Source organism: Paenibacillus sp. M2 (assembly GCF_046713495.1).
Taxonomy (GTDB): domain Bacteria; phylum Bacillota; class Bacilli; order Paenibacillales; family Paenibacillaceae; genus Paenibacillus; species Paenibacillus amylolyticus_B.
The window spans coordinates 1,111,856-1,138,310 of record NZ_CP169648.1 but is presented as its reverse complement, the minus strand read 5'-3'; the positions used below and the strand labels follow the sequence as shown (position 1 = coordinate 1,138,310).

17 protein-coding genes are annotated in these 26,455 nt (G+C 49.0%); 3 read left to right on the top strand and 14 right to left on the bottom strand.

The window, feature by feature from the left end; translation table 11 throughout:
- Positions 1–186 precede the first annotated feature (186 nt).
- From ACETMN_RS05135 to ACETMN_RS05100, 8 genes are all read right to left on the bottom strand, one after another.
- A complete protein-coding gene (locus ACETMN_RS05135; protein ID WP_411735848.1) occupies positions 187–2,034 on the bottom strand; it encodes an IucA/IucC family protein in 1,848 nt (615 codons plus the stop codon).
- Entirely contained in the window at positions 1,994–3,415 is a 1,422-nt protein-coding gene (locus tag ACETMN_RS05130) for a type III PLP-dependent enzyme (protein ID WP_179198496.1), read from the bottom strand. Before ACETMN_RS05130 ends, ACETMN_RS05135 begins: the two co-directional genes overlap by 41 nt.
- Entirely contained in the window at positions 3,412–4,188 is a 777-nt protein-coding gene (locus tag ACETMN_RS05125; RefSeq protein WP_091015868.1) for an HpcH/HpaI aldolase family protein, read from the bottom strand. The genes ACETMN_RS05130 and ACETMN_RS05125 overlap by 4 nt, the downstream gene beginning before the upstream one ends.
- Entirely contained in the window at positions 4,185–6,200 is a 2,016-nt protein-coding gene (locus ACETMN_RS05120; protein WP_091015870.1) for an IucA/IucC family protein, read from the bottom strand. The genes ACETMN_RS05125 and ACETMN_RS05120 overlap by 4 nt, the downstream gene beginning before the upstream one ends.
- Positions 6,175–7,962 (bottom strand): IucA/IucC family protein, encoded by a 1,788-nt coding sequence (locus ACETMN_RS05115; protein WP_256975129.1) that lies wholly within the window; start codon positions 7,960–7,962, stop codon positions 6,175–6,177. Before ACETMN_RS05115 ends, ACETMN_RS05120 begins: the two co-directional genes overlap by 26 nt.
- On the bottom strand, positions 7,940–9,373 hold the full coding sequence (locus tag ACETMN_RS05110) for an MFS transporter (RefSeq protein WP_411735847.1): 1,434 nt from the start codon (positions 9,371–9,373) through the stop codon (positions 7,940–7,942). The genes ACETMN_RS05115 and ACETMN_RS05110 overlap by 23 nt, the downstream gene beginning before the upstream one ends.
- Positions 9,367–10,722 carry a diaminobutyrate--2-oxoglutarate transaminase gene (locus ACETMN_RS05105; RefSeq protein WP_091015873.1) on the bottom strand — a complete coding sequence of 452 codons (1,356 nt, stop codon included), beginning with the start codon at positions 10,720–10,722 and terminating at the stop codon, positions 9,367–9,369. The genes ACETMN_RS05110 and ACETMN_RS05105 overlap by 7 nt, the downstream gene beginning before the upstream one ends.
- Before the next feature lie 171 nt (positions 10,723–10,893).
- A complete protein-coding gene (locus ACETMN_RS05100; RefSeq protein WP_091015875.1) occupies positions 10,894–11,916 on the bottom strand; it encodes a hypothetical protein in 1,023 nt (340 codons plus the stop codon).
- Between the two features lie 1,053 nt (positions 11,917–12,969).
- Between ACETMN_RS05100 and ACETMN_RS05095 the strand changes: the two genes are divergently transcribed.
- Both ACETMN_RS05095 and ACETMN_RS05090 read left to right on the top strand, forming a co-directional pair.
- Positions 12,970–13,551 (top strand): hypothetical protein, encoded by a 582-nt coding sequence (locus tag ACETMN_RS05095; RefSeq protein WP_091015876.1) that lies wholly within the window; start codon positions 12,970–12,972, stop codon positions 13,549–13,551.
- A gap of 222 nt (positions 13,552–13,773) precedes the next feature.
- The gene (locus ACETMN_RS05090; protein WP_091015878.1) at positions 13,774–15,546 is read left to right on the top strand and encodes an alpha-glycosidase; all 1,773 of its coding nucleotides are present in this window, start codon (positions 13,774–13,776) and stop codon (positions 15,544–15,546) included.
- A gap of 179 nt (positions 15,547–15,725) precedes the next feature.
- Here the strand turns inward: ACETMN_RS05090 and ACETMN_RS05085 are convergent, their stop codons facing one another.
- From ACETMN_RS05085 to ACETMN_RS05075, 3 genes are read right to left on the bottom strand one after another with little or no spacing between them, the layout of a single operon-like run.
- A complete protein-coding gene (locus ACETMN_RS05085) occupies positions 15,726–17,087 on the bottom strand; it encodes an ANL family adenylate-forming protein (protein ID WP_091015880.1) in 1,362 nt (453 codons plus the stop codon).
- The gene (locus ACETMN_RS05080; RefSeq protein ID WP_091015882.1) at positions 17,081–18,499 is read right to left on the bottom strand and encodes a hypothetical protein; all 1,419 of its coding nucleotides are present in this window, start codon (positions 18,497–18,499) and stop codon (positions 17,081–17,083) included. Before ACETMN_RS05080 ends, ACETMN_RS05085 begins: the two co-directional genes overlap by 7 nt.
- Positions 18,496–19,875, bottom strand: a complete 1,380-nt coding sequence (locus tag ACETMN_RS05075; RefSeq protein ID WP_091015884.1) for an alpha/beta hydrolase-fold protein — start codon at positions 19,873–19,875, stop codon at positions 18,496–18,498. The genes ACETMN_RS05080 and ACETMN_RS05075 overlap by 4 nt, the downstream gene beginning before the upstream one ends.
- Positions 19,876–20,321: 446 nt before the next feature.
- Between ACETMN_RS05075 and ACETMN_RS05070 the strand changes: the two genes are divergently transcribed.
- The gene (locus tag ACETMN_RS05070; RefSeq protein WP_091015886.1) at positions 20,322–22,478 is read left to right on the top strand and encodes an alpha-amylase family glycosyl hydrolase; all 2,157 of its coding nucleotides are present in this window, start codon (positions 20,322–20,324) and stop codon (positions 22,476–22,478) included.
- Between the two features lie 181 nt (positions 22,479–22,659).
- On the opposite strand, the gene ACETMN_RS05065 is transcribed toward ACETMN_RS05070, so the two are convergent.
- The 3 genes from ACETMN_RS05065 to ACETMN_RS05055 all read right to left on the bottom strand — a co-directional run bounded on the left by ACETMN_RS05065 (position 22,660) and on the right by ACETMN_RS05055 (position 26,285).
- Complete coding sequence (locus ACETMN_RS05065; protein WP_091015887.1) at positions 22,660–23,946, bottom strand: MFS transporter; 1,287 nt, start codon at positions 23,944–23,946, stop codon at positions 22,660–22,662.
- A 150-nt stretch (positions 23,947–24,096) separates the two neighbouring features.
- Complete coding sequence (locus ACETMN_RS05060) at positions 24,097–24,933, bottom strand: sugar ABC transporter permease (protein WP_091015889.1); 837 nt, start codon at positions 24,931–24,933, stop codon at positions 24,097–24,099.
- Positions 24,930–26,285, bottom strand: coding sequence for a sugar ABC transporter permease (locus ACETMN_RS05055; protein ID WP_091015891.1), 1,356 nt, complete (start codon positions 26,283–26,285; stop codon positions 24,930–24,932). Before ACETMN_RS05055 ends, ACETMN_RS05060 begins: the two co-directional genes overlap by 4 nt.
- Positions 26,286–26,455 lie beyond the last annotated feature (170 nt).

Genomic DNA, 26,455 nt, shown 5'->3' with positions numbered 1-26,455 from the left:
CGGTAATACACAACTATGACTATAACACATAACCCGATTATACCATCAGTCTCTTTCCTGTACCCCCATTTCATAAGTTTTTTTAGCCAGATTGTTGAACGTTTTCCCCCTCCAAGCATTTCAACTCCCAATGACAATAAGCCAAAAAGGCAACCCGTCAAACGGGTCACCTTCTCTGTTCCAGATCTACCCCTTATAAAAAGGGTTCCACCCTATGCCTTTGCCCGATGGCATCGCGCCAGGCACTCCGTCTGCTTCAAGCAGCGGACGGACAACCAACTTCACGGGCCACTCCTTGCTCTCGAATATCGCATGAGCGAGCGCGGCCCGGTCGAATTCAGGAAGCTGCACCTGTGCCAGCGCTTCCTTCCAAGCCTGCTCCGTGATCTCCCATAACTTCGTTTCCGGGATGTGATACACCTCGCTCAGTGCCTCCATGATCGCAGCCAGATTCACCTGCGTCCCGAGCGACTGAACATAAAAGATCAGCTTCTGGATCGTCTCGTTATACAGACTGTTCGAGTAGCCAGGTCGAATATGATAGGCAGGGTCTGCAATGCCATGTTTGTCCAGATAAGGCTGATGCAGACGCACGGAATCATGATCGCGGAACAATAGACCTTTTACCTGATTATCCCGTAACACCAGACAGCAGTTCTGACCATGAATCTCAGGTACAACACCCACCTTGAACAGACGCATCACGATATCATAGAACGTCGTAGCTATACTCTTATAGAATTCCACCACGTCCGTACTGCTAAGGTCATCTCCCAGAATCTCCGTTAATAGATGATGTCCATCCAGATTCACACCCAGCGCAGCCATAGGGATGACTTTGTAGGATTCATCCAACAATTCAGGAGGATACACACGAATCTGTGCAGCCAGATGCCGGGGATGATCGTCGAACAATCCCATGGATTCGGGCATGAACCCCCACCAGTTCTGCTCTTCACACATATATACCTTGTCCTTCAACGTCTCGTCACAAGCAACGGCCTGTCTTAACATCTGTTCTCCAGCAAGACCATTTAACAGTTTGACTACTGGCAGATAACGAGCAGCCCCCAGCGACAGCACACTAACGGGTAGTTTGAGCATCAGATTAGATTCGGTTGATGGGGCCATCGAGCGCAGAGAGGATGTGGCCTGTACGTCGCCCGCTTCAATATCCAATACAACAATGCTGCCCTCTTCAATCTCTCTAGTGAAGCGAGGCAGGATCACATGCTGTAATTGCCACGGATGAACAGGCATGGGCAGATATTCGTAGAGCGTGATCCCTTTTCGGGCAAACTCGGCTTCCACCATCCCGCGCTGAACAGGGTCTAACACATCCAAAATGGACAACCCATCTTCGCAACCTTGCTGCACGGCATCCAGCCGTATAGCCACCCAGCGCAACGGAATCGCCTTCCCGAATTCCGCTGCATACTGTGTTACATCTTCTGCGTTGAATCCCACCTTGGCTTTGGACGATGGGTGGAATGGACGATCCCGCAATGCAGCAACACGCTCACCTTTGATAAACCACTCATAAGCAGACACCGGAACGTTGGCGTACAGATACTGGACTTGTTCCCAGCCCAGAGCATACTGCTCGACAGCAATATCCAAACCAGCCAAGAATTCCGCCACTCCGGGTTGCCTATAGTCTTCATCTAACAAAGCCCTCTGTAACACCGCACGACCAACCTCTGCCGCAGAATCAAGGAGAACCCAGCTTCCATCTGGTTTCTCCTCATATATTGCTGAACCCTGAACCCACTGAATCGCTTGTCTCACTCCTGTTTCAATCAGACACAGTACACCTTGCGTATGCAATCTGATGTCAAAAACACCGTTCTGTATCTGCTCTTCGCCGTCATATTCCTTATACAATCGTCTGAATGGTGCAGGTGCTGCGGCAAAATCAATGAATGGGTGATCCTCCAGTGGGAGTAATTGCTCGGCCAAAAATGAATTCATCAGATCCGCCATAATCCGGCGTTCAGCGGCTTGCAGACTGGAACGCTTCATCAGTGTTGACATGATTATTGTCCTCCGTTAGATAATGGAATGCCGGGTGCGGATGCCCCAGAAAATCATGATGCGAGATGGTCCAGCAATAAGCCCCGGACTTTTCAAACAAAACAATGTCTCCCACCCGCAGTAGTGCTACCTCCGCATCAGAATGCATGCGATCCTTGGGTGTACACAGCTCACCTACGATATGGACTCGACCATCCCTTACCTCTGGACGGGCAAATGAATGCTTCCAGCGGTCCGTCGCCATAATCTGAAACGGGTGGTTATGTCCCCATGAAGCAGGCAGACGATGATGATGCGTACCTCCCCTTAACACAGCAAAATGCTGATCATGAGAAGTTTTGATATCCGTAACCTCTGCGGCATAATACCCGTGGTCTGCCACAAGCAGTCGACCGGATTCAAAATACAACTCGCCTCCGCGTGAAACAAGGCGTTGTCTGGCTTCACTTTGCTCCAGCAGAGAAGTGAATAAAGGCCAGTCGAATCCGGGGCTGCCATCGTAAGTCACGCCGAATCCGCCTCCTGCATTCACCACTTCCACAGGAAGATCATACTCTTGCTGCCACTGCTCTACCTTTTGCAAATACAGCTCAATCATCTCGGCGTGCAGTCTGGCGTCCATATTGTTGGACAAAGAGTGAAAATGGAACCCGCTCAACCGAACAATACCCGCGCCTTCCACACGAATAAGTTCGATGGCTTCTTCCACTGCCTCTTCATCGATGCCAAAAGGACTTGGCCCGCCGCCCATGACAATCTTCGTCCGGGGTAACGTACTGCTTCGCAGATTAATTCGGAGAAGCACGTGCACTTCCTGCGCTTGCTTCTGTTGGGGCGCATGTTCTTGCTTCTGTTCTTGATCCTGTTTTTGCTGTTTTTGCTGTCCTTGAATCGGTTCCTTGCCGTACTCCTGCGTATATCTCTGCTCCGGTTTCTGCTCCCAATCTTGCTTCTGCCTGCTCCCCTGCGCCTGCTCCTGATCCATCGCTCGCACCCTCGCAATCGCAATGATGCGCCTCAGCTCCAGCAGACTTTCCACATGGATATAACTCACGCCATGCTCAATGGCCAGCCGCAGTTCGCTCTCCTTTTTACCCGGACCTCCAAACAGAATCGGAACCTCTCGACTTACAGCTCTAACTTTGAGCAACTCTCCAATGGAAGCCACTTCAAAGCCCTTTACCAATGGAAGCAACGCCTCAATGATGCGTGGATCTGGATTCGCCTTGATCGCATAGAACAACTGTGTGTTTTCGGGCATTCTGCCCAGCATCTGACGTACCTGTTCCTGAATGCCAGCCAGATCATAGATATACGCACATATCGGGTCTTCCATCCCTCGTTGAAGTTCATCGATCGCCTGCCATACACTTGGTTTCATATCTGCCCACCCGCATTCCTGTAGTCATTCCGTTTTTGGGCATACGCCCGAAACGCCGTATTCCGATCATCACCCAGAACGTATATATGTACTCCCCGCTCAGCCCAGAGTGCCATGTCTTCCATGCCTCTCGTGACCGTAGCATAAGGTACTTCGCGCTGCTGCGCGGTAGCATGCAATTCATCCAGCGCACGTCTCACATCCGGGTGCTCGGTCTGCCATGGCACGCCGAGGGATTGCGACAGATCCGCCGCACCTTCCAATACAAAACTCACCCGAGGGTGAGACAGAATCTGTGCACTTTGCCGAACGCCCTCTGCACTTTCAATCATGGGGACAATCATCACTTGTTCGTTCGCTTCCCCAATGTATCCCTTGAGAGGATATTTCCCAAATACCCCAGGACGACCACTATTCAGACTCCGCATGCCAACCGGATGATAGTAGGCGTATCGAGCCGCTTCTTCCACCTGCTCCAACTGCTCGACATGCGGAATAACGATGCCCTGGGCGCCACAGTCCAGCACTTTAAGAATCTCCGCTCGCTCTACCTTCGAGATACGTACCAATGGAGTTAGGCCGACCAGTTCCGCCGCCCGGATCAATTCCTCTACCGACTCCATGGATGTTGCGGCATGTTCCAGATCAATGATGACAAAGTCATATTCCGCATGCCCGATCATCTCAATGATGATTGGATGCGGTATGGATACAAAAAGACCATACACAGGTTGTTTGCGTGCAATCTTTTCCTTCAGCGTGTTAACTCTCATTCGACGATTCCCTTTAATACAGGCGTTCCCAGTGATTCCAGTGCATCCTTCGATACCTTGAGCGGATTGCTCGCCTTACGGAAATACAACTCCCCATCCCCATACAGACGGCGCTTGGTCATCTCTTCGATCAGTGCATCTTCGGCAAAAAGGTCAAATGCAACAAACCGCTCTGCGTATTCCGGGTGCTGCTTCTGATAATTCACAATTACACCTCCGCACAGCTGCCAGAATGACTGCTCTGACAATCCAAACTTCTCAAAGGCCAACGCAATATCCGTCATACAGATAAAGAAGAATGCATCATACGTATAGTCACGGACTTCCGACACATCTCCCGCATAGATGAAGGAATACCGATTGAACTTGCGATGAGTTTCCGGCTCGGGGTTCAGCTTCGGTGCCTGTTGCGGGTGTAACAGTTGATCCGGTACATAGCGAACACCATCATGCAGATCCTTGATAATAATCCGTTTCGGGAGATCGTCTTCCAGTACCAAAATGATATTCTGAGCATGAGATTCCAGTGCAATCCCGTGTGCATAGAGCAGATGGATAATCGGCAGTGTAACCGTGCGAACGAGGGCCTCGCTCCACTTTTCCACGCCATGTCGTTCTACAGCATCCTGGATAAATGGAACACCATCCGCTTGTACCAACATCAGCGCATTCAGCGGCCACGCCGTCTCACCTTGCTTCAGGTGAACCGATACATTCTCCCGCCAGATGGCTCCGAGTGTGCCGTAGGCCCGTCCATACTGCGTTGCAGGCAACTGCTCATAACGGAACGACAGTCCCATGATTTCTTTTAAAATGCCAAACTGCGCCCGCTGCAACAGCTCATCTTCACGAACGAGATTATCCAGCCAATCGCTGATCAGCGGTGCGTTCTGGGTCGTATGCTGTGCCAGTATACGTGTGCTCGATGTGTTGGTGATGCTGAGAGCCAGCTTGATATAAGGGGCTTCTGGGTTCACTCTGTTCGACAGCGAACGGATCGACTGCTGCGCACGATAGGACGAAGACGATGGGCCAAGATACACAATATCTCCATCCATCAGTTGACGGGCATATACCGACTCCAACTGGTGCTCCCACTGCCACGGATGAACCGGAATGAACACATATCGATCATCCGCGTCAGAACCTCCTATTTCCCCATCCACTTTGCTGCCTTCTCTGCCCGGCCTACGGACTGTTTCACCTTTTTCACGAACTGCCCCATGAAGCTTCGCTTGGCTTGTCTCTCCAACGCCCTCACGAACTTCGGTGCTGCTCCCCAACTGATCGGCACCCGCCACATATAAGTTGACCGTCTCACCTATGCCCGTTCTACCTTGTTGTTGCAGCATCTGATGAAATTGCTGTACATCCTCTGCGGTCAGATGCTGCCTTACCAATTCTTCAGAACTATAGCCCGCGGATACAGCGGTCTGAGCGAGTTCTTTTTTCACAGCCACCCAGACTAATGAAACTTCAGAGTTAAACTCAGGCCCATAGGCCAGATTGTCTTTCAGAGAAAACCCCAACCTCGACTTATAACTCGGGTGATACAGATGACCGTCGGTCATGTGACTTTCGAGCGCATCATAATGCCGATCTTCACGCGGAATGTTCAAGGGTAATATCGCCCGGCACTGGCTGTCTTTTGCCATCGTTTCGAGCAGCTCCTGAATAAAAGCCGTCACATTCGCACCCTTTAATGAATTCAGCACGATTTCCTCCAAAAACAGATCCAGATCGGTGCAAGGTACGCCTTCCCTTTGAATCGAACCCTTCTTCACCTTCACCCGGCCAAATGAAAACTTCCGCTCGGCTTCACACGTGTACACCACAGAATCGCCGGAAGTTGTAAGTCCCTCGGTTCGCCATTCGCTTCCACTCACATGACTGTCCAGAATGCCTTCGAACCACATCGCCTCCAACGTCTGACGCATGATCCGTTCCTGTACATTTACGTATATCGCTTCTGTCCTGCCGCCTGCTTCAGCCCTGTATCCCACGACTCCCACGCACTTCACTCCCTATTCGTTTCATTACATTGCTCACTGGCACGTAGGCTGGAGTCTGACTGATACCCCTTAGACAACTCACCAAATTTTGCTTGGCCAGGAATGCTTCCGTAGTCAGCAGATGTTGCACATACGCATTGCCCGTTCGTTCCAGTTCATCCTCAAGTACCTTGCGTACCTGCTTCCAATAATGCTCCTCCGGAACGTTCACATCTCGCGCCAGGACATGAATCAGAGACCCCAGATGATTGACGATAAAGTAGTACGATGTCCGCGCCCAGGCGTTCTCTCGCGAATAAAATAATAAATCGGACGCAGCACAATCCTGCTCACGGATAAGTTCCTCATCCACACTGACCCCTTCCAGATCGCGGACGATAAAATCCACAGGCATGCCATCCTTTAATGTCACAAGCGTATTCTGCAAATGGGCTTCAAAGTGAATGCCTTTCTCTCCCGCCGCCCGTACAATCGGCAGCAGAGAACATGCCAGATAACGATCCAGCCAGCGCTCAGCTATGTCACGTCCACCACCCAGCATCGTCATCAGTCGCGACCGCATCCCGGGAATCGGTGCTTCAACCAGACTGGATAAGACATACGTATTCTCGACGTCAAACTCAACGGGCCGATAAGCTATCGTAAACAGACTGGTTAACTCTTCATCATCAAAGTTACATGTCGCTAAGCCTGTCTCATACGCAATATGGGTGTGCGGTTCAGCACCGAAACAGTCATGCTGGCTGACGTATCTGGAGGCATCCAGTGTTCTACGCATCTGCTCAGCACTATTGGTGCGAATCATGTTGGTAATCTGCATGTTCAGTGACAGCTTGATATTGCAGTTCCATTCGGGAACATATACCGTACGGACCGAAGAAGTCGGATAGACGATTGGCCCCGCACTGCCAAGCAGAATTAATTTTTCATCTCGAATATAGTGCTGTACCTCGGACAACCGAGATATATATGCGTATTGCCATGGATGGACGGGAAGCAGCCCATACATCTCACTCTTTCCTTTTAAAATAGGCTCCATATGACTCCGCAGGAGATCATGCAAATCCATTGCCGCCTCGTCATCGACCCATTCCTGCACGTAGACATCCTGCCTCACCGCGATATAACAGAGTTGAAACGATGTGCGCAGCTCCGGACTGTACTTCTGAACATCCTGCTCGCTGAAGCCTTTGGAATTCTTCGGGAACGGGTGAAACGGATGACCAACCAACAAAGACTGTTCCGATGTGCGATAGTCGTTGATGTCGAGACCCGCTGCTTGTTCGATATACAACGTAAGGTTACCTACGCTGTTATCTACCTTCTGTGCAAAATCTCTGGCATACGCCACCTCGACACCATTCGTATTCTCACCCAATGGATGTACATTCTCCACCTCAAGTGAACTCTTCATTTGCACCGTACTCTTCAACATTCCATGTTGGTCCGAACTCGCTCCCTGTTCCCCATCTCCAATTAGCTCAGATGTGATCCAGCGAACCAGGTCGCGATCATGCACCGCTTCTCCGCCAGATTCCATACTGATATATTCATGCTCTCCCATCGCAGAGTAATAGGATAGTTCTCCTGTCACCGTCACCCCACTGGCTGGAAAAGCAACCGTGTACGTCAGCGTATTCGGATTGATTCGAATATCGTTTGCCTTCTCTAACGCAAGCTCACGGATGTAACAGTTCAGCAGAAGCTTGCACGAATGTTCATGAGCCTGCTGCTCAGCCTCAGACCGGAGCTTGTTTTCCATCTCGAACAATGATGCCAACCTTCTTTCGGGTTATAAGTAAGACCAGGGGAAGTGTAAGCAGTATGGCGCAGCCAAGTCCGATACAGATCTCTTTGAGCGCTCCCCATTTTGCCATCTCCATGGACGTTCCTGCCCCGGTAAGCCATTGCCAACGCATATCGTAATACAGGGTCATGCCCATCACCGCAAACGAAGAAGCCAGACGCTCAATCGTGGTTGATAATACCGACCCTTCGTGCATGTCTTCATCCGGTAATGCTTGCAGGCCAATTGCAGAGATACTCATGCCTGACAGACCAACGCCAATTCCACGGCACGCCATGAGCATGCCTATAATCCAGATCGATGCTGCCATGGGCAGAACGGCAAATGACAGGATTGATATCGACACCAGCAACGTGCCCCATGCGATAAAATGCATGGACCGACCGCGATCCAGCAGACTGCCTCCGATCCACATGAACAGACTTGTGCAGATCGACAAGGGTATGAACAACGCACCGGACAAGGCTGGTGACAGGTGGAAGACATCCTGGAACAATAATGGCAATGCAAAGATCACACCAAACATGACACAATCCTGAATGGTCGAGATCAATACAGTCAGCGGAAAGAAGGCATTACGTCGCAGCAACTGGTAACGTATCAGTGGTTCCTTGCGACCGTTCTCGGTCTGGACAAAACGAATAAGTAACGCCACACCGAGCGCAATCAGCAGCCAAGGTACCCATACTGCCACGACAGGACTTGCGTACAACTGTACTCCCAGACTAAGGGCACCTACCGCGCAGATCAGCAACATGACACTGGACGCATGCCATTTTTTCCTGCGGGCAGGGATATAGGTCTGAATGACTCGACCGCAGCCGATAAACGAGAATATAGCCAGTGGCACATTGAGCCAGAACAGCATTTCAAGCCGTCCATACTGAATGATAAAACCACCCAGCGTTGGACCAGCAGCCGGAGCCAGCATAAGCAGCAAGCCCCACGCTCCTGTAATTCGTCCTCGCACCTCTGGTCCGTATACATCAAACAGCAACACAAGTGATAACGGAATCATCAGTCCCGCGGCAACCCCATGCATGAAACGAACCAGCAACAGTACTTCAATAGAGTGATAAAAAAACGCACCTGCCACCGAGAACAGTCCATAGATACTGATGCCCAACATATACGTCTGCTTACGGCCCAATCGGTCTACGATTAAGGAAGCCAGCGGCATCGTTAACGTCATGGCTAGCATGTATAGCGCGATGATCCATCCTCCTGCTGTCGTAGAGATCTGATAATATTGCACAAAATAAGGCAGCAGCAGGTTGAATGCACCGTTGGTTAGTACCAGCGAAAAAGCACCGAGCAGAATCGCGAGTAATACGGCATGCCTCTTCATCAGGGACAGCTTCAGCATGCAGCCGTTGCTAAGGCAATCGCTTCAGCTACCGATTTCTCAAAGATCGCCAGGATCGCGCCCGATTCTTGCTCCGTAATATTCAGTGGCGGCAGAAAACGAACAACAGCTGAATGACGCCCGCCCAGTTCCACAATTAATCCATTCTTGAAACATTCACGTTGAATAGACTCAGCAAGTACACCATTAGGCAGATAATGTCCCAGACGATCCTTGCGTCCTGCCGGATTAACCACCTCGACGCCGATCATCAACCCTCTGCCACGCACATCACCAATCTCGGCGTGTCGCTCTTTCAATGCATTCAGTTGATTCATGAACTGCTCACTGCGCAGATGTACGTTGTGTAGAACATTCTGTTCCCGGATATAACGAAGTGTGGCAAGTCCCGCAGCCATGGCCAGCTGATTGCCACGGAACGTTCCTGTGTGTGCACCAGGCTGCCATTGGTCCAGCTCTTCCTTATAGATGACGACAGACATGGGCAGACTTCCGCCGACCGCTTTGGAGCAGATGATTACATCCGGTACAATTCCGGCATGTTCAAATGAAAACATACGGCCTGTGCGTCCGATGCCTGTCTGCACTTCGTCGATAATAAGCGGAATGCTTCGCTCTGCCGTGATTCGGCGCAGCTCCTTCAGCCATTCAATGTCTGCCGGAATCGCCCCGCCTTCGCCCTGCACCGTCTCCACAATGACTCCGCACGGTGCAGCAATACCGCTCTCGCAATCATCGAGCAAGTTCTCGATATACTGTGCGCTTAACCGGGCCGTCATGCCTTCACCAACACCAAATGGGCAGCGGTATTCATAAGGAAAAGGCAGGAAATGAACATCCGGCAGCAGGCTTTGCAAATGTTGTTTCTTGCTCAGGTTGCCACTCATCGACATCGTCGCTTGGGTCGAACCGTGATAACCACCCTGAAAGGCAAGAATGGACTTGCCGCCTGTTGCATGTTTGACCAGCTTAATGGCTGCTTCTACGGCATCCGCTCCGGTTGGACCACAAAACTGAATTTTAGCCTTGCCCTGCATCTCTACTGGAAGAATGGAGAATAGCTCTTGCATATATGCAAGCTTCAGCGGTGTTGCCAAATCCAGTGTATGTAACGGAATCTGCTGATCCAGGACATCGCGAATGGCATTGACCACCGTGTCATGGTTATGCCCTAGCGCCAATGTTCCTGCACCAGCCAGGCAATCGTAGAATACGCGGCCTTCCGTATCCGTAATCTTCACCCCATGGGCCTTGCTAATGACAAGTGGGAAATGTCTGGGGTACGATCTTGCATTGGATTCCTTCTCATTTTGCATCTTCAGATATTCCGTCTGCACTTCTACTGACATAGCCCTTTAACGCTCCTTATCATCGATTCAGGCTTAACTGCTGCCTGTGATTCTTGTTCTGCCCTATTCATATATGGCAAGGTGTCTTGGTTCAAAATCATGGTAAGTTCCGATTTATAAATGATGGTATCTGTCATCTGATATCCGTTATATATTGTCATCTATCCGTTGTTATAAGTTATACGACTTATATTCAAGTTGTTCCTGACACAAGTATTCCAGATATAACCGAACCACATCACGAGTTGTCCCCCCATGGGGAAAGACGTGGTGTGTCAGATCTGGCAAGGCGTTCACTTCCAGAATGCCCCCTTCTTCTCTGGAGATCGGCGTGCGGATATCACGACAACGAACATCGACCCCTGCTACATCAATCTGAAGAGTTTGGGCCGCCTGAACGATCATTCGCGCATTCTCGGGATGAATGATTTCGGTACAATCCTTGTAGAATTCACTGATTTTTCCGGCGGCTGAGTTACGGAGATCATATAGCTCGATTTCTTCACCAGCAGCAGGAACTTCATCCAGAGTTGTCCCTTGTGCATGCAATACCTCCAGCAGTCGTTCCGTTTCTGCATCCACCTGGGGAAACGCTTCATACTCGCCAATGTTCGTCATCGCGATTCGATCCTGATTCAACTGCTCAATTAACGCCCGAACGGTTGAAGTTCCGTCTCCTTCGACATAGACAGGTCGATACTGGTTCACAGCCACCACTTCACCGTTGATAATCAGCACTCTGTAATCGATCCCGGTCACATATTGCTGTAACATAATGCTGCTGCCGTGGACACTCGCAAGACGAATGGCTGCCTCCAGTTCATCTGCGGTACGCACATCCAACGTCACGCCCATGCTGCTGCTCGCATCCAGTGGTTTCACTACAATGGAGCCGTATTTTTTCAGAAAAGCTACTGCTTCGCTCCCCATCTCCGGGATCACGATAAATGATGGTACAGGCATCCCCTGTTCATGCAGCAACATATTACATGCCTGCTTGTTCTTCGCGAGCAGTCCAGCGATTAACGGCAGACGATGAGATCTGGTCTTGTTAATGATGATCTCTTTATCCCCTACAGACAGCTTCAGAAAATCTTCGCATCCCTCAAGAAGTGGCTCACAGGTGATGCCCATTTCTCTCGCTTTGCTTATAATGAGTCGGTTTTGCAGATTATGAATCCCTTTCGGAAACACTGAAAATCCTCCTCGATCGAATGAAAGTACTCGCTCATACGTTCATCAATATTTATTGTGATTGATATTGATATTGATAATGATTATCAATATCATATAAAATCTATTTTATGGCAATTTGTTCTTTGTTGTCAATAATAAACTTTTAAGGAAAAATAAGATTGATTTTGAAGTAAGTTTATGTCGGCGTGGTTTTGTTACATCGAATAACAGGTACAACATACGCGGCAATCTCTGAATCAGATGAAACCAAGAGTTTGCCTGTTCCTGTTATCTGCATTGAACGTAGAAGCGTTGACGAGGAGGGTTAAAAATAGAGATATAGCTTGAATCATTCATCGAATCTTTATTGAAGTAATCATGGAACACGTAGAGAAATACTTAATGGTTTAAATTGAGACAGGTCGGACAGTAATTCTTGGGATCTTCGTCAGTCGATATTCCGCAGCCAAAATCTGCATCTTCAGATCCTCAGGCCAGCTGAGTGTAACGCTGTTCTCCATTCAGCTTCCTTCCCCTTCCATGCGGGATAATGGTTGGTGTGCCGGACAGTGGACCCGACTGCAATCTCACACTCCATCTGGAAAACCTTCTGGACCATGTCCTGTTTAACGAGATCTTCCGGTTTACCTTTCTACGTAGATGGACTTGTTGTAAACAGCCACAATGTGATGTAACCCGTCTCCCTTTTTCTCATAAATGATATTGAATCTCATTATCAACTGAATTGTAATGGAGATGAAATCATTATACAAGCATTTATTTGGAAAAAATTTTCATTCTACTTCAAACCATATCACTTCTGAAATCAATGATATAATCCAATTCCACATAAACCGTATATGTAATTTTTTCTTTCTTACTTAACATACCAATTTCTCTTCTTACTTTTAGCTTCATCTAGTGCAAGCCCTTTTTGCTGGTGAAACATTATTCATTCATATGCATTCAACCAAGGGTTTTACTGTAAAACAATTCCTGTAATTTCTTGTCGCACTATGTTAGATTATCCATTGGAATAAAATCACATCTATAGATAGGGGATATTAACACGTGAAGAAATCATGGGTACTATCAATCATTATGAGTTTTGTCTTGCTTGGCGGGGTATTCGCACCTGCGGGGTCCTACGCCTCAGCTGCGGATGACTCAACCACTACATATTCGGAAGACGAATACTATGAAGAAGTTGACACGTCCGAACAAGAACCGATCCCTACAGTCGAAGAAGAAGATTTCCTCAACTACCTGGATCAGTTGGATACCGCGTCGGTATATGAGGAGAAAGCCTTTAATGCTTTGGGAGGTGGATTTTACATTACATCATCCAATCGCAAGTCCGTTTACCTGAAACTGACCAACACTGCGATTCCTAACTACACCAAATATGTATCCAAGCTGAAGCTTATTAAACCGCAAAATGCAGAGCTGAAAAAAATCCATGCCAACTTAATCAAAGGTAGCTACACACAGCTGGAAGGATTTCAACTCGCTAAAAAAGCGGTCTCCAAAACAACGGTAAACAGTGCTCTCCTGAAACAATCCAATGCCAAAATTGCTGCTGGCAAGAAAAATATCGAGAAGTTTCACAAAGAATTCTCTGCATACGCCAATAAACTTGGATTTGATTTATAAAAAACAGTAATTGCAGATATGCATCCTACATTTCGAATAAAACAATTTGAAATTTAAGGAAAAAAAGTGTTTTCTTTTGCTGAGTTAGTTCGTATAATAACACTATAATCAAAAGGCTATGCTGCCGAAAGGTACAACCTCGTGAACAATTGAGGTTGTGCCTTTTTTGCGTTTATGGCCGCATTGATCTGAAATCTCATCATTTAACGAGGAGTGTTTTACATGATTCTTGAAGCCATTTACCATCGCCCCAAACTCAATTGGTCCTATGCTTATGACCGCTCAACCATGCATTTGCGACTTCGTTCCAAACGTGGTGATCTGGATGCAGTGATTGCCATTACCGGGGATAAATATGCCTGGGACCGAACGATCACACACATTCCCATGCACATCTTTGCCCGGGATGAAATGTTCGATTATTGGGAAGCTGAGACTTCACCTCCCTACCGCCGATTACGGTATGGTTTCCAACTAATTCAGGGAGAGGAATCGGTCTGGATGACAGAGCGCGGATTCGAGCAGGCGCTGCCTGATCATCCACTGGAGTTTTTTGATTTTCCATTTATGAATCCGGTCGACATTTTTGAACCGCCTGCCTGGGTTAAGGACGCCGTGTTTTATCAGATCTTCCCTGAACGTTATGCCAATGGTGATCCATCCATCAGTCCCTACAATGCTGAATTATGGGGAGGGGAACCCACACCGGTGAATTTCTTCGGCGGGGACCTGCAAGGTGTGCTTGATCATCTGGATCATATAAGCCAGCTGGGCGTCAATGCCATCTATTTCTGTCCGCTGTTCGAGGCCACAACGAATCACAAATACAATACAGGCGATTATATGAAGGTTGATCCTCATTTTGGAACCAATGAACAGTTCAAGACCTTTGTGGAGGCTTGTCATCAGCGCGGCATACGTGTCGTTCTGGATGCGGTATTCAATCATTCCGGCAGAGAGTTCCCTCCATTTGTCGATGTCATGAAGAATGGAGCTGCTTCCCCCTATGCAGACTGGTTCTATATCAAAGACTGGCCGCCGCGTGTGGAGGATGGCATCCCAACTTATGATACCTTTGCCTTTGAACCGCTTATGCCAAAGCTCAACACGGAGCACCCTGACGTGAAGGCATACCTGCTGGAGGTAGGACGCTTCTGGATCGAGGAGATGGACATTGACGGATGGAGGCTCGATGTAGCCAACGAAGTGGATCATCAGTTCTGGCGCGAATTCCGTCAGACGGTAAAAGCCATCAAGCCTGATGCTTATCTGCTCGGTGAGATCTGGCATGATTCGCTCATGTGGCTTCAGGGAGACCAATTCGATGCTGTGATGAATTATCCGTTTACCAATTCGGTATTGGACTACACCGTGAACGGAAAGCTCGACGGACTCGGATTTGCCAATGAGATCGGCAAACTGCTTGCAGCCTATTCACGAACGGTTACTGAAGCTGCCTTCAATCTGCTCGGAAGTCATGATACACCCAGACTGCTGACCTTGTGTGATGGAGACGAGCGCAAGATGAAACTTGCCGTTACGTTGCTGCTTACGTATCCAGGTGTGCCCTGTATTTATTATGGAGACGAAGTGGGGCTTGACGGGGGATATGATCCGGGTTGCCGCAAGTGTATGGAATGGGATGAGACCAAGCAGAACCGTGAACTTCTGGAATTCTTCACCCATACGATTGCCCTTCGCAAACAGCACCCGGCGCTGCGCAGCACGGAACTGAAGATTGTATATGCAAAAGCCGGAGACCCTTGTCTTGCCATCGAACGATCGGATTCGCATACGGGTGAGCGCATGCTTCTTGTGCTGAATGCGGGAGATGAGCCATGTACTCTTGAACTGCCTTTGGCAGAGCGTAACGTTTGGCGGAATCTGTACACATCAAACACCGTGGAAGCTAGGCAAAATAAACTGACCCTCGATCTGGAAGCATACGGCTTCTCCCTACTGCAAATGGAGGTCAAACAACCAGCTGAGGCCTGATATAAATACAGCTAACAAGGAAAAAAACATCAAAGAGGCTGTCTCCTAGGTCATATTGTCGACCAGAGACAGCCTCTCCTACATCTTATACGTCATATCCTAACGAACCCACCACACATTAATTTCTTCATTTTATAAGTGGGCTCAATGGCTAACGAATCAGAGAAATATTATTTCGTTCAGGATATCGACATCATCGGTTTACGGATTTTCTTCATTCTCGAACTTACGAGTTCTCCCTGTGTAATTACGATTTTCTGCGGAATCTTGTATGAAGGCAGCTTGTCCCGACAATATTCCCAGATGGACCGACGCAGATCGGTGAGAGTACATTCTGTAGCCAGCCGGATAGTCACTTTCACTCTCTGACCCATGATACCACTCGGTTCTCCCGAAACTACCGCCGCTTCAATACATTCCATCTCTTCCAGAACACCCTCGACCTCGGCAGGATATACCTTCCGTCCCCCTATGTTAATAATCTCCGAACGGCGGCCCAAAATGCGAATGTACCCCTGCTCCAATACGGCTTCATCTCCGGTACGCAGCCATCCATCCTCCGTAAAGGGTGATGGTGCATTCAGATATCCAATCATCGCTGTTGCTGTACGAATCTGCAATTCTCCTTCCACCACCCGGTACTTGACCTCTTCATCTTGAATGGAGAACAGCAGAGAACCTGGTTCTTTGGAGCGGGTTGGCAGAATACCAAGTTCAGACATGCCATAGGCCTGTATCGTTCTGATCTGTGGAAATCTCCGGTTCCAGGCTGCCAGTACGGACTCAGGCATCACTTCCGATCCGTATGATACAACCTCGAGACTGGACAGGTCATACCCTTCATCGTTTCTGCCCAACAGCAACAGATTCATGAATGTTGGGGAGACGGGCAGTGCCTGCACACGAAACTTCTCAATCGTCCGGCACACTTCTTCGGGAGATCGATCCGCAATGATACATAGACATCCCCCACTGGACAGGGATTGCAGCATTGTATTCACACCGCCGATATGATCAAACATCATGAATGGAATCGTTCGCAAGGGCCGAACCTGCCGCCGAAAACGATGTAACAGCCGATCTGCACGATGCACAGTCGCTTTACTCACTCCGGTTGATCCGGATGAAAAGAGTACCAGTCCTCCTACACCCTCCTGTGCCAGCGTAGCTAACAACACAGGAACCTCTCCAGAAGTTTCACACGTTTGCCGAATGCATAGCTTGCCTTCTTCAACGCTCAACCGCCATTTCACCTGTGCCAGTTCGATGTATTCCTGTCGTTTGGCTTCAACCAGGTACCGATCCATGGGGAGCACGATACACCCTTGTCCGAGCAAAGCAACCAATGCCGCCGCTGCATATGGGGAATAGTCATCCTCCAGTGTTACAAGTTGCCCCGTCAGCCCTTCTGCTATAATCCACTCACCCATAATGCCAACCCGTTCCAGCAGCCACTGATAGCTGTACTCCTGATCCTTCCAGATCAGTGCAGGATGCTGTCCCTGTTCCTCGAATCGTTTAAGCAAGAATTGGTTTAACATTTTGCTTCCTCCTCACCGGCAGGCGAATATTGTTGTGCGAGATAATCAACAAGTGAGCCTACCGTCTGATAGGGACTTTCCGGCATGGAAGCAGCAGCTATCTCCGCCAGAGCAGCTCCCATTCCCGTACCCCAATGATCTTCGATTCCCTGCTCCACCACAGCAAGCAAGGACACGAGCTCCAGCGAATCCAGTTGCCCATTTCGTCCGTATAGCGGAGCGTTACCACCCTCACCAAGCGGAATCGATGTATTATGGTATGCATTTAACTCCCGGCAACTATCCAGCACGATACGAAGCAAAGCCTCCCTGTGTTCTTGTTCAATCATTGGCACGGTCTGACGTTGAAAGCAATCTGCCTGAGGCATGGACTGTCGAAGCGACTCATACCAGTGCCATTCATCCGTGACCAACATTTTAATGACACCTGTCAGTTGTACTTTCCAGTGCTCGCGGTTCTTCATCCGGCTGACCTGCAGCATATTGTATGCCTTCTCCCACCGTACAATGATGTCGCTGAACTTTCTTGCATATTGATCAAGTGGAGAACCGAGCCATAAGGCAGACTCCTGAAGAAGATCTCGCAGAAAATACCGGCTCCATCGCATATCGAACAACAGACCCGATATTAGCATTTCATTGGCCGGATCCCCTTCATTCGCCCCATGCAACGCATCTAAGAGCTGCAGAGACACCGCATGTCCAAAATAATAATTCCGCTCTCCTTGTGTAATCGTCCGGCCTGTCAGAAATTCTTCAATCTGCGTTGTTAACGCCTGGGTCAACATGTCTCGGTACCCGGCAGAGTCAAGCTGCACAGTTGCCCGAATGTCCATGGTGCCAAACGTTCGGAGTTTTTCTTTGCGCTTCGCGTGAGCAAGCTCGGGTATGCTTTGGTTCCCTTTCCAGAAATCATGAAAGGCCCTTTGAGTAACCTTTCCCTTATACTTGGAGGGCACGGGATCGTAGACGTGAACATGCTCATCTTCCATACCATATACGGCAATCCAATGGTCTACCAGATGCAGTCGGGAGCCTTGCTTCACGTGTTTGCGAATGTACTCGGGATTCTGATAATCCTCACAGTAAGGCAGATGATAACTGGTTCCTGTAGCCAAAAAAAGTCCACCTTCGCCGATATGCTGCCTGATCAGCGCCTTGCCTTCCTCGAAGGTTTCCAGCTCCCGCTGACCGTACATCTCCCAGATCGGCTCTACATAATCCAGTTTGTGAAAATAAGGCTTCACCAGTCCGTTATCCCCGCACGATGGAAGGCTGTACAACCGGCTTGCCGCCAGCAGTGCAAGACTTGTGATGGATCCTTGCTGATGGAGCACTTCATGAATCAGAGGGAAATTGCAGGGATAATAATAGGGAATGTCCAGCACTGGAGCGAATGAAGGAATGATCATTTTGGGCCTCCTGTTCCCGTTTTGGCTGACGTACTGCCCCAGGATTGGATTAGATAATGCACAGACATATCATCTGTCGCTCGAAATACCCGATTGGAAACAGGTTTGCCATCCACATCGGTCTCGAAACGACGGAAACCGCGAGTAAACCGGAAGGAGAATCCACTATCACGCGGAACTCGGTAACAACCTTCATATCGACCTATACCGGAACGGACAAGCTTCATGCCCATCCCACCATAGATCTTTTCCTCCTGCCCTTCCTCTGAGGCTACCTCTGCATGAATGCAGACCTCCACATGAGTGGACAATTCAGGAACCACAGTATAGATGCGTGTAGCAGACAGTTCCCCCATAGTCAGCGTAATGGATGCACTTCCAATACCAACAGGCACCAGTTCTCCACTCGAACGAACCTGGATTACATCGGGGTCACTTGAAGAATAATTCCCATGCAGCAGACTCTGAACCCATCCTCTCTCATAGTGCATTTGTGCATTGATACACACGCTCATTCCACCCTGTAGTCCGATGACATCCCTGCCAAGCAGTTTGAGCGAGGTGGGTTTACCAACGTGGCCGAACATGTATAGTAACGGGAGATGAACGCGTGCTCCCCAGTCACCTTCCTGATGACAAGCACCCTGCTGTTCCAGAAATGCCAAGTCCTCATCCGATCTGACTCCGCGTTCAAGTAATTGATGAGCTACCCTTCTGACCTGGGAAGGCAGAAACAGACCTTCCGTGTCTCCAATATCCATCCACATCCGAACGTCGGGTACCTCTTCTGGCAAGCGATACATGTTTTCTTCCAACAGCCCGCTTTCCGATGTTTCGTCCAGCTGCACATCCACATAGAATGGCGACATCATGATCAGTTTTCCGAAAACATCCGGATTTCGCATCCCCATGTGCAATGTACAAAGTGCCGCGGCAGATGAACCCAATAACCCCGTATTCTTATTGTCCGGCAACGTCCGGTAACGATGGTCTATGATCGGTTTGAGTTCATGAATGATAAAATGCTCATAGTCGATGCCTGAGCATCCCACACTCACGGCCTCTCTCTCCGGAGCGATGAAGTGATAGAATTCGTTGTGCGTGACTGGACGGACATGCGCAATGCCGACAATAATCAGTGATTCAATCTGCCCGGAAGAAATAAGACCGTCTGCTGCCTGATCCATATTCCATGTTTCATTACCTGGCCCGGATGGACCAAAAGCACGCTGCCCTGCATGAACGTACAGAACCGGATAATGCCGAGCTTTCTGCTCATGGTAACCGGGCGGAAGGTACACATAAATGTTGCGGATATTGCCCAGCCGCGACGCCTGAATGCCTTCCAAACATTCGATGACAGAATGGGTACTCAACGATCATCAACCGCCTCTCTTCTCCCGATTCGACTGCATAATACAAATAACCCCGCCTCAGAAGAGACGGGGTTGTCCCAAAACACACGTGCGTGTCCCGGGATACATAGCCCTTATATTGTGAATCTGCGAATAGTTTAATGCGCGAACGTACTTTTGTAAACATAAAAATAGAAAATAAATGCTCTCAAAAAAGTTATTGACATAAGATCCAATATTTCTTACGATAACGTTGTGATCATAACTCGAGGGCCATGCTTTTAAACCAGAGCGGTTTAGGACAACCCCGGTAACTCCCGAAGGAGATGCCGGGGTTGTTGGCGTGTCAAAAGGAGGGAAGTCTTCAATCCACTGCGTATCATTCCGTTGTATTGAAAGCGCTATTATTCAAGAGCCAGGTTGGTTGTTTATTTAAACTACTACATTCACGAGAAGGGTGGATTACTATGTTTCAAATGGCCAAACGTGTACTCCTCAGCACAACACTGACACTCAGTTTACTTGCAGGAGGCGCACTTCCCTATCTGCCTGCTTCCGCGATCTATGCCGATGCGGATACCGCAGTTACCAACAAGCAGAACTTTAGTACAGACGTCATCTATCAGATCTTTACGGACCGCTTCCTGGACGGCAATCCTTCCAACAATCCCACCGGAGCTGCCTACGATGCTACATGCAGCAACCTGAAGTTGTATTGCGGAGGAGACTGGCAGGGCCTGATCAACAAAATCAACGATAACTATTTCAGCGATCTGGGCGTTACGGCATTGTGGATCTCCCAGCCGGTTGAGAATATCTTCGCCACGATCAACTATGGCGGCGTAATCAACACAGCTTATCATGGCTACTGGGCACGTGATTTCAAAAAGACCAATCCGTATTTCGGAACGATGGCTGACTTTCAAAATCTGATTACAACCGCTCATGCCAAAGGCATCAAGATCGTAATTGACTTTGCACCGAACCATACGTCTCCTGCCATGGAAACCGATACGTCCTTTGCTGAGAATGGCAAGTTGTACGATAATGGTAACCTGGTTGGCGGATACACAAATGATACAAATGGATTTTTCCATCACAACGGCGGCTCCGATTTTTCCTCCCTGGAGAATGGTATCTACAAAAACCTCTATGACCTGGCTGACCTGAATCACAATAACAGTACCATTGACCAATATTTCAAAGATGCAATCAAGCTCTGGCTTGATATGGGCGTGGACGGCATTCGCGTGGATGCGGTGAAACATATGCCTCTCGGCTGGCAAAAGAGCTGGATGTCCTCCATCTATGCACACCAGCCAGTATTCACCTTCGGTGAATGGTTCCTGGGATCTGCTGCATCCGATGCGGATAACACGGAATTTGCCAACGAATCCGGGATGAGCCTGCTTGATTTCCGCTTTAACTCTGCCGTACGTAACGTCTTCCGGGATAACACATCCAACATGCATGCCCTCGATTCGATGATTACAGGTACAGCGGCAGATTACAATCAGGTGAATGATCAAGTTACGTTTATCGACAACCATGATATGGATCGCTTCAAAACAAGTGCCGTCAATAACCGTCGTCTGGAACAGGCGCTGGCCTTCACGCTGACTTCACGCGGCGTACCTGCCATCTATTATGGTACCGAACAGTATCTGACAGGTAACGGGGACCCTGACAATCGGGCCAAAATGCCTTCTTTCTCCAAAACAACAACAGCCTTCAACGTCATCAGCAAGCTGGCCCCTCTTCGCAAATCTAATCCGGCCATTGCCTACGGCTCCACGCAGCAACGCTGGATCAATAATGATGTGTATATCTATGAGCGCAAATTCGGCAAAAGTGTAGCTGTTGTTGCCGTGAACCGTAATCTCTCCACACCAGCGAGCATTGCGAATCTAAGCACTTCACTGCCAACAGGCAACTACACCGATGTACTGGGCGGCGCACTGAACGGTAATAACATCACTTCCACCAATGGTACCGTCTCTTCATTCACTCTGGCAGCCGGAGCAACCGCGGTCTGGCAGTATACAACAAGTGAAACAACACCAACGATCGGACATGTGGGTCCGGTGATGGGTAAACCGGGTAATGTTGTTACCATTAGTGGACGTGGATTTGGCTCCACCAAAGGTACCGTATACTTCGGTACAACAGCCGTTACCGGTGCTGCTATCACCTCATGGGAAGATACACAGATCAAAGTGACGATCCCAGCTGTTGCCGCAGGCAATTATGCTGTGAAAGTAGCTGCGAATGGCGTCAACAGCAATGCGTATAACAACTTCACCATCCTTACGGGTGATCAGGTCACTGTACGATTTGTCATTAACAACGCTTCCACCACTCTGGGTCAGAACATCTATCTTACAGGTAATGTGGCAGAACTCGGCAACTGGAGTACGGGCACCACCGCTATTGGACCTGCTTTCAATCAAGTTATCCATGCCTACCCAACTTGGTACTATGATGTGAGCGTGCCCGCTGGAAAACAACTGGAGTTCAAATTCTTCAAGAAAAATGGAGCAACCATTACGTGGGAAGGTGGTTCCAACCACACGTTCACCACACCAACCAGCGGAACAGCGACTGTAAATGTAAACTGGCAATAGAATATTCTGTCCACAAGCTAACCCGGAGTTACGCTAACGCAGCGTATGTTCCGGGTTTTGTTTTGTTTTGCTTATCCAGAATGTTTAGGTTTTTCATAAGCTGCTAAGATTACCTCTATCCCACTCTCTGCTGATGTGTACATGTGGTTCAATCCATAACATTGATACTCCCCAATACGTTTTATTGATAGGTTCGGATCGACTTCAAGGTTGTAGCTGCCAGAATACCTGTCGCCAGCAGCAGTATGCCCACGCCTTGCAACACAGAAGCTGCCCCCCACTGATCTGCCAATACGGAGACAACAGTCAATCCCAGAATAGGCGCTGTACTGGTGATTGTTCCAACGACACCATAGACCCTTCCTTGCAGCTCGTCTGGAACGGCTGTCCTCAGCATAATCTGGGTGAGCATCGTACAGCAGGCGAACATCGCACCTCCGCCCATGATTAACGGCAACGCCATGATTGGTGAGGATACATTCGCCAAAAAAATATAGAGTGGGCCTAGTACAATCAGACCGATAAATACCCATCTCCCTCTTCGTTTCAATCGTTTTCCCGAAGCAATCAGCAGTGCAGAGCCAATCATATATCCAAGTGGAATACAGGTTTCAATTAACCCAAATTGTACCGGATTCGCCTCCCACACCTTGACTGCCATCACTTGAACCAGCATCATGGCTGACATGAAAAACAAGATTAGCACCGGATTGAGCAATACGATGGATCGAATTAGACGATTCCGATAGATATAGCCAAACGAACTGCGCCATTCCTGAACAAACGTGGTCTGCTGACTAACGGATCGCTGTACCTCAGGAAAGCGGCCCGCCATCAGCACACAGACTGCGGACAACAGAAAGGTTGCCCCTGTAATTAATATGGCGACGAATCCTCCAAATGCAGACACAGCAATTCCCGCCGCGGCCAGACCGCTGATTCGGGCAAGATTATCCACCATATGAATGGTTCCGGTTGCTTGTTGAATATGCTCCCTACCTACCATACTTGCTACAGAGGCGTGGAATGCAGGTGCCTGAAACAGACTTGAAAACATGGAGAGTGAGAGCAACAGCAGCACCACCGGGAACGGCGCATGCCAACCAAATAAGCTAATCGCAATCAGCACAGCCATTACGCCGCGGAATACATCCGAGGCCAGCATCAGCTTCCTCCGATCCAATCGGTCTGCAACCGTACCCGCCACCGATCCAAACAGGAAGCTGACGGCCATATTACATATCTGTACGGCCGCCATACTCTTCGCACTCCCTGTGGTCTGTAACACCCACAGACTGATCGCAATCCCATTGAAGCAATCCCCGAACACGGAGATCCCATAGCCGTACAAGATTCTCCGAAAGGTAACATTACGCCAAAGTGTTCGCGGAGTCTTGGCATTTTGCAATGCAGCTTGTCCTCCTTGATATCCCATAATCTCGGGCTCACTGGACGTGTTTATGCCCATACATCACGTTCCTCCCTAATCATGATTCGAGCCCATATAGAACCAGGCACTTCCGCAGCTTTGCCAGTCGATAAAGACATGACATCACGGAAGTGCCTGGTTGGAATGTGCCGCAGGTATCGCGGCTGACTATGTTGTTATGGCACAGAATTAACCTTTGGAGGCTCCTGCCGTCAGCCCTTGAACAAGGAATCGCTGCAGGAACACAAACAGCAGGGTGATTGGAATGGCGATCAGTACCGCCCCCGCAGCAAACATCGTAAAGTTACTGTCCTGATAACGGTTGACCAGATCCCACATCCCCACCGCCAGCGTCCAGTTTTCCTTCGTCCGCAATACCAGCCGGGCGAAGATAAAGTCCATCCACGCACCAGTAAAACTGGTTAGTGCCACATAGGTCAGCATTGGCTTGGATAAGGGCAGGATGATGCTGGTAAATACACGCAGATGACTTGCACCATCCATGCGGGCAGCTTCGTCCAGACTGCGGGGAATCGTATCAAAGAAACCTTTGACGATAAATCCACCCAGTACTGCTCCGGATGAATAGACCAGAATGAGCGCAGCGTGGGTGTCGAGCAGTTTAACTTGCAGCAAAATGATATAGATCGCAATCATGCTCATAAAGCTTGGGAACATGCCAAGAATCAACATGGTGGAGAGAATGGTTTTACGTCCACGGAAGCGGAAGCGGGACAGTGCGTACATCCCGAGTGTCACCATCAACGTGGAGAAGATCATCGTGAAAAAGGCAATTTTCAGCGTATTCATATACCATCTTCCGTACATAAAGGACGGATTATTAAATAACTCACCGTAATGAGTCAGCGTGAATGCTTCGGGCCACAACCGTTCACTGAACAATGCCGCACCCGGTCTCAGGGAAGAGAGAAATATCCAGAGTACCGGGTAGATGGAGACAATAGCGATAATCACCAATAACACATAACTCAGGGCCAGACGCAGCGGATTATTACGTGTCTTCATTGAATCATGTCCTCCTCCTTGAATGATTTGGAGCGGCGGAAGTTCCAGATGGAGAATGAAGCGATGATGAGGAAGATAATAATCCCTACCGCTGAAGCCATATTGAACTTGTTATTGTCGAGTGTAAGCTTGTAGAGCCAGGTCACCAGCAGGTCCGTTGCCCCTGCGTACTGGTAGTCTCCCCGCAGTGGATTACCGTTGGTCAGCAGGAAGATGACATTGAAGTTGTTGAAGTTTCCAGCAAATTGCATGATGAGTACCGGAGTTGTAGCAAAAAGAATGAACGGCATCGTAATAATTCGGAATTTCTGAAAAGCGGATGCTCCATCCACTTCCGCAGCCTCGTAGAGATCACGAGGGATGGCTGTCAATACACCCAGAATCAGTACCATACTGACGGGAATACCAATCCACATGTTGACAACAATGACAGTGACTTTCGCCCAGAATGGATCTGTGAGCCAAGGTAATCCCTCCAGCCCAAATGCACGCATGTACGTATTAATTGGTCCAAACTGGCCATTAAACAGATTACGCATGAGCAGCAAAGAAATGATCTGTGGTATCGCATAAGGCAGAATAAAAATCGTACGCCACAGCTTCTTGAAGCGTATGCCCCGCTGTTCAATCAACAGCGCCACAAGCACACCGCCAAAATAGGTGGTGACTGTCGCCAGAATGGCCCAGATGACCGTCCAGGTCAGTACACCGTAGAATGTCTGGCTCCAGGATTTCAACTGAATCAGATCACTGAATGTCTTGAAGCCCACCCAGTCCACGAGTTTGGCTGGCGGAATATGATCCGGGGCTGAGTAGTTGGTAAATGCAATCGTGATCGTAAACAGAATCGGCATAACGGTGAAAAACAGAATGCCCAGTGCCGGAATGGACAGAAATAGGTAGGGAAAGTTTTTGTCCATCATGCTTCGAAGCGAAGCCCCTGCGCCTAGGGTCTTCTTCCCTTCTTCCCTGGCGACTCCCGTGACGTACGCATCCCGAATATTCAGGATGTAGATCAGAATAAACACAAAAAACACCAGTAGTACGATAATGCCATCCAACAGCAAAAAGATGGAATGGTCTCCCCTTTGAAGTACGGTGGACCCATTCACTTTGACAAAACGCTGTGTATTTTCCCCCAGTGTCCATATGCCCCATACGGCCTGTGACAGGCGAGGAAGCAGGTACGCAAGCCCTGCCCCCTCCAGTAACAATAGACAAATCCCCTTAATCCACTGTCGATTGTACAGCTGTCCAAGACCTTGCAGTATGATGGAACATATAGCCGCTGTCATCCGATGCTGTCTTTCCCTGTTCGGTCCAACGGGCACCGGGACATGCTGCTGTTGCATTTGCTCTCTCCTCCCCGCCTCTTGCTAACCTGTATATATTGAACAAAAGTGTACTTACACTGACCACTCTGATGACAGAACAAGCTTCCGATCGCTGTTATCCCCAGATTTTTTTCGATCCTTTTTTCAAAGGGGAAAATCCGGTGATAAAGGCGAGCATATGCTTCCGA

What these genes read in the sequence shown, in the direction of transcription:
- ACETMN_RS05110 (WP_411735847.1), bottom strand. Translation starts at nt 9,373, where the DNA reads ATGCTGAAGCTGTCCCTGATGAAGAGGCATGCCGTATTACTCGCGATT.
- ACETMN_RS05080 (WP_091015882.1), bottom strand. Translation starts at nt 18,499, where the DNA reads ATGATCATTCCTTCATTCGCTCCAGTGCTGGACATTCCCTATTATTAT.
- ACETMN_RS05130 (WP_179198496.1), bottom strand. Translation starts at nt 3,415, where the DNA reads ATGAAACCAAGTGTATGGCAGGCGATCGATGAACTTCAACGAGGGATG.
- ACETMN_RS05055 (WP_091015891.1), bottom strand. Translation starts at nt 26,285, where the DNA reads ATGCAACAGCAGCATGTCCCGGTGCCCGTTGGACCGAACAGGGAAAGA.
- ACETMN_RS05105 (WP_091015873.1), bottom strand. Translation starts at nt 10,722, where the DNA reads ATGTCAGTAGAAGTGCAGACGGAATATCTGAAGATGCAAAATGAGAAG.
- ACETMN_RS05125 (WP_091015868.1), bottom strand. Translation starts at nt 4,188, where the DNA reads ATGAGAGTTAACACGCTGAAGGAAAAGATTGCACGCAAACAACCTGTG.
- ACETMN_RS05060 (WP_091015889.1), bottom strand. Translation starts at nt 24,933, where the DNA reads ATGAAGACACGTAATAATCCGCTGCGTCTGGCCCTGAGTTATGTGTTA.
- ACETMN_RS05090 (WP_091015878.1), top strand. Translation starts at nt 13,774, where the DNA reads ATGATTCTTGAAGCCATTTACCATCGCCCCAAACTCAATTGGTCCTAT.
- ACETMN_RS05070 (WP_091015886.1), top strand. Translation starts at nt 20,322, where the DNA reads ATGTTTCAAATGGCCAAACGTGTACTCCTCAGCACAACACTGACACTC.
- ACETMN_RS05085 (WP_091015880.1), bottom strand. Translation starts at nt 17,087, where the DNA reads ATGTTAAACCAATTCTTGCTTAAACGATTCGAGGAACAGGGACAGCAT.
- ACETMN_RS05065 (WP_091015887.1), bottom strand. Translation starts at nt 23,946, where the DNA reads ATGGGCATAAACACGTCCAGTGAGCCCGAGATTATGGGATATCAAGGA.
- ACETMN_RS05135 (WP_411735848.1), bottom strand. Translation starts at nt 2,034, where the DNA reads ATGTCAACACTGATGAAGCGTTCCAGTCTGCAAGCCGCTGAACGCCGG.
- ACETMN_RS05115 (WP_256975129.1), bottom strand. Translation starts at nt 7,962, where the DNA reads ATGGAAAACAAGCTCCGGTCTGAGGCTGAGCAGCAGGCTCATGAACAT.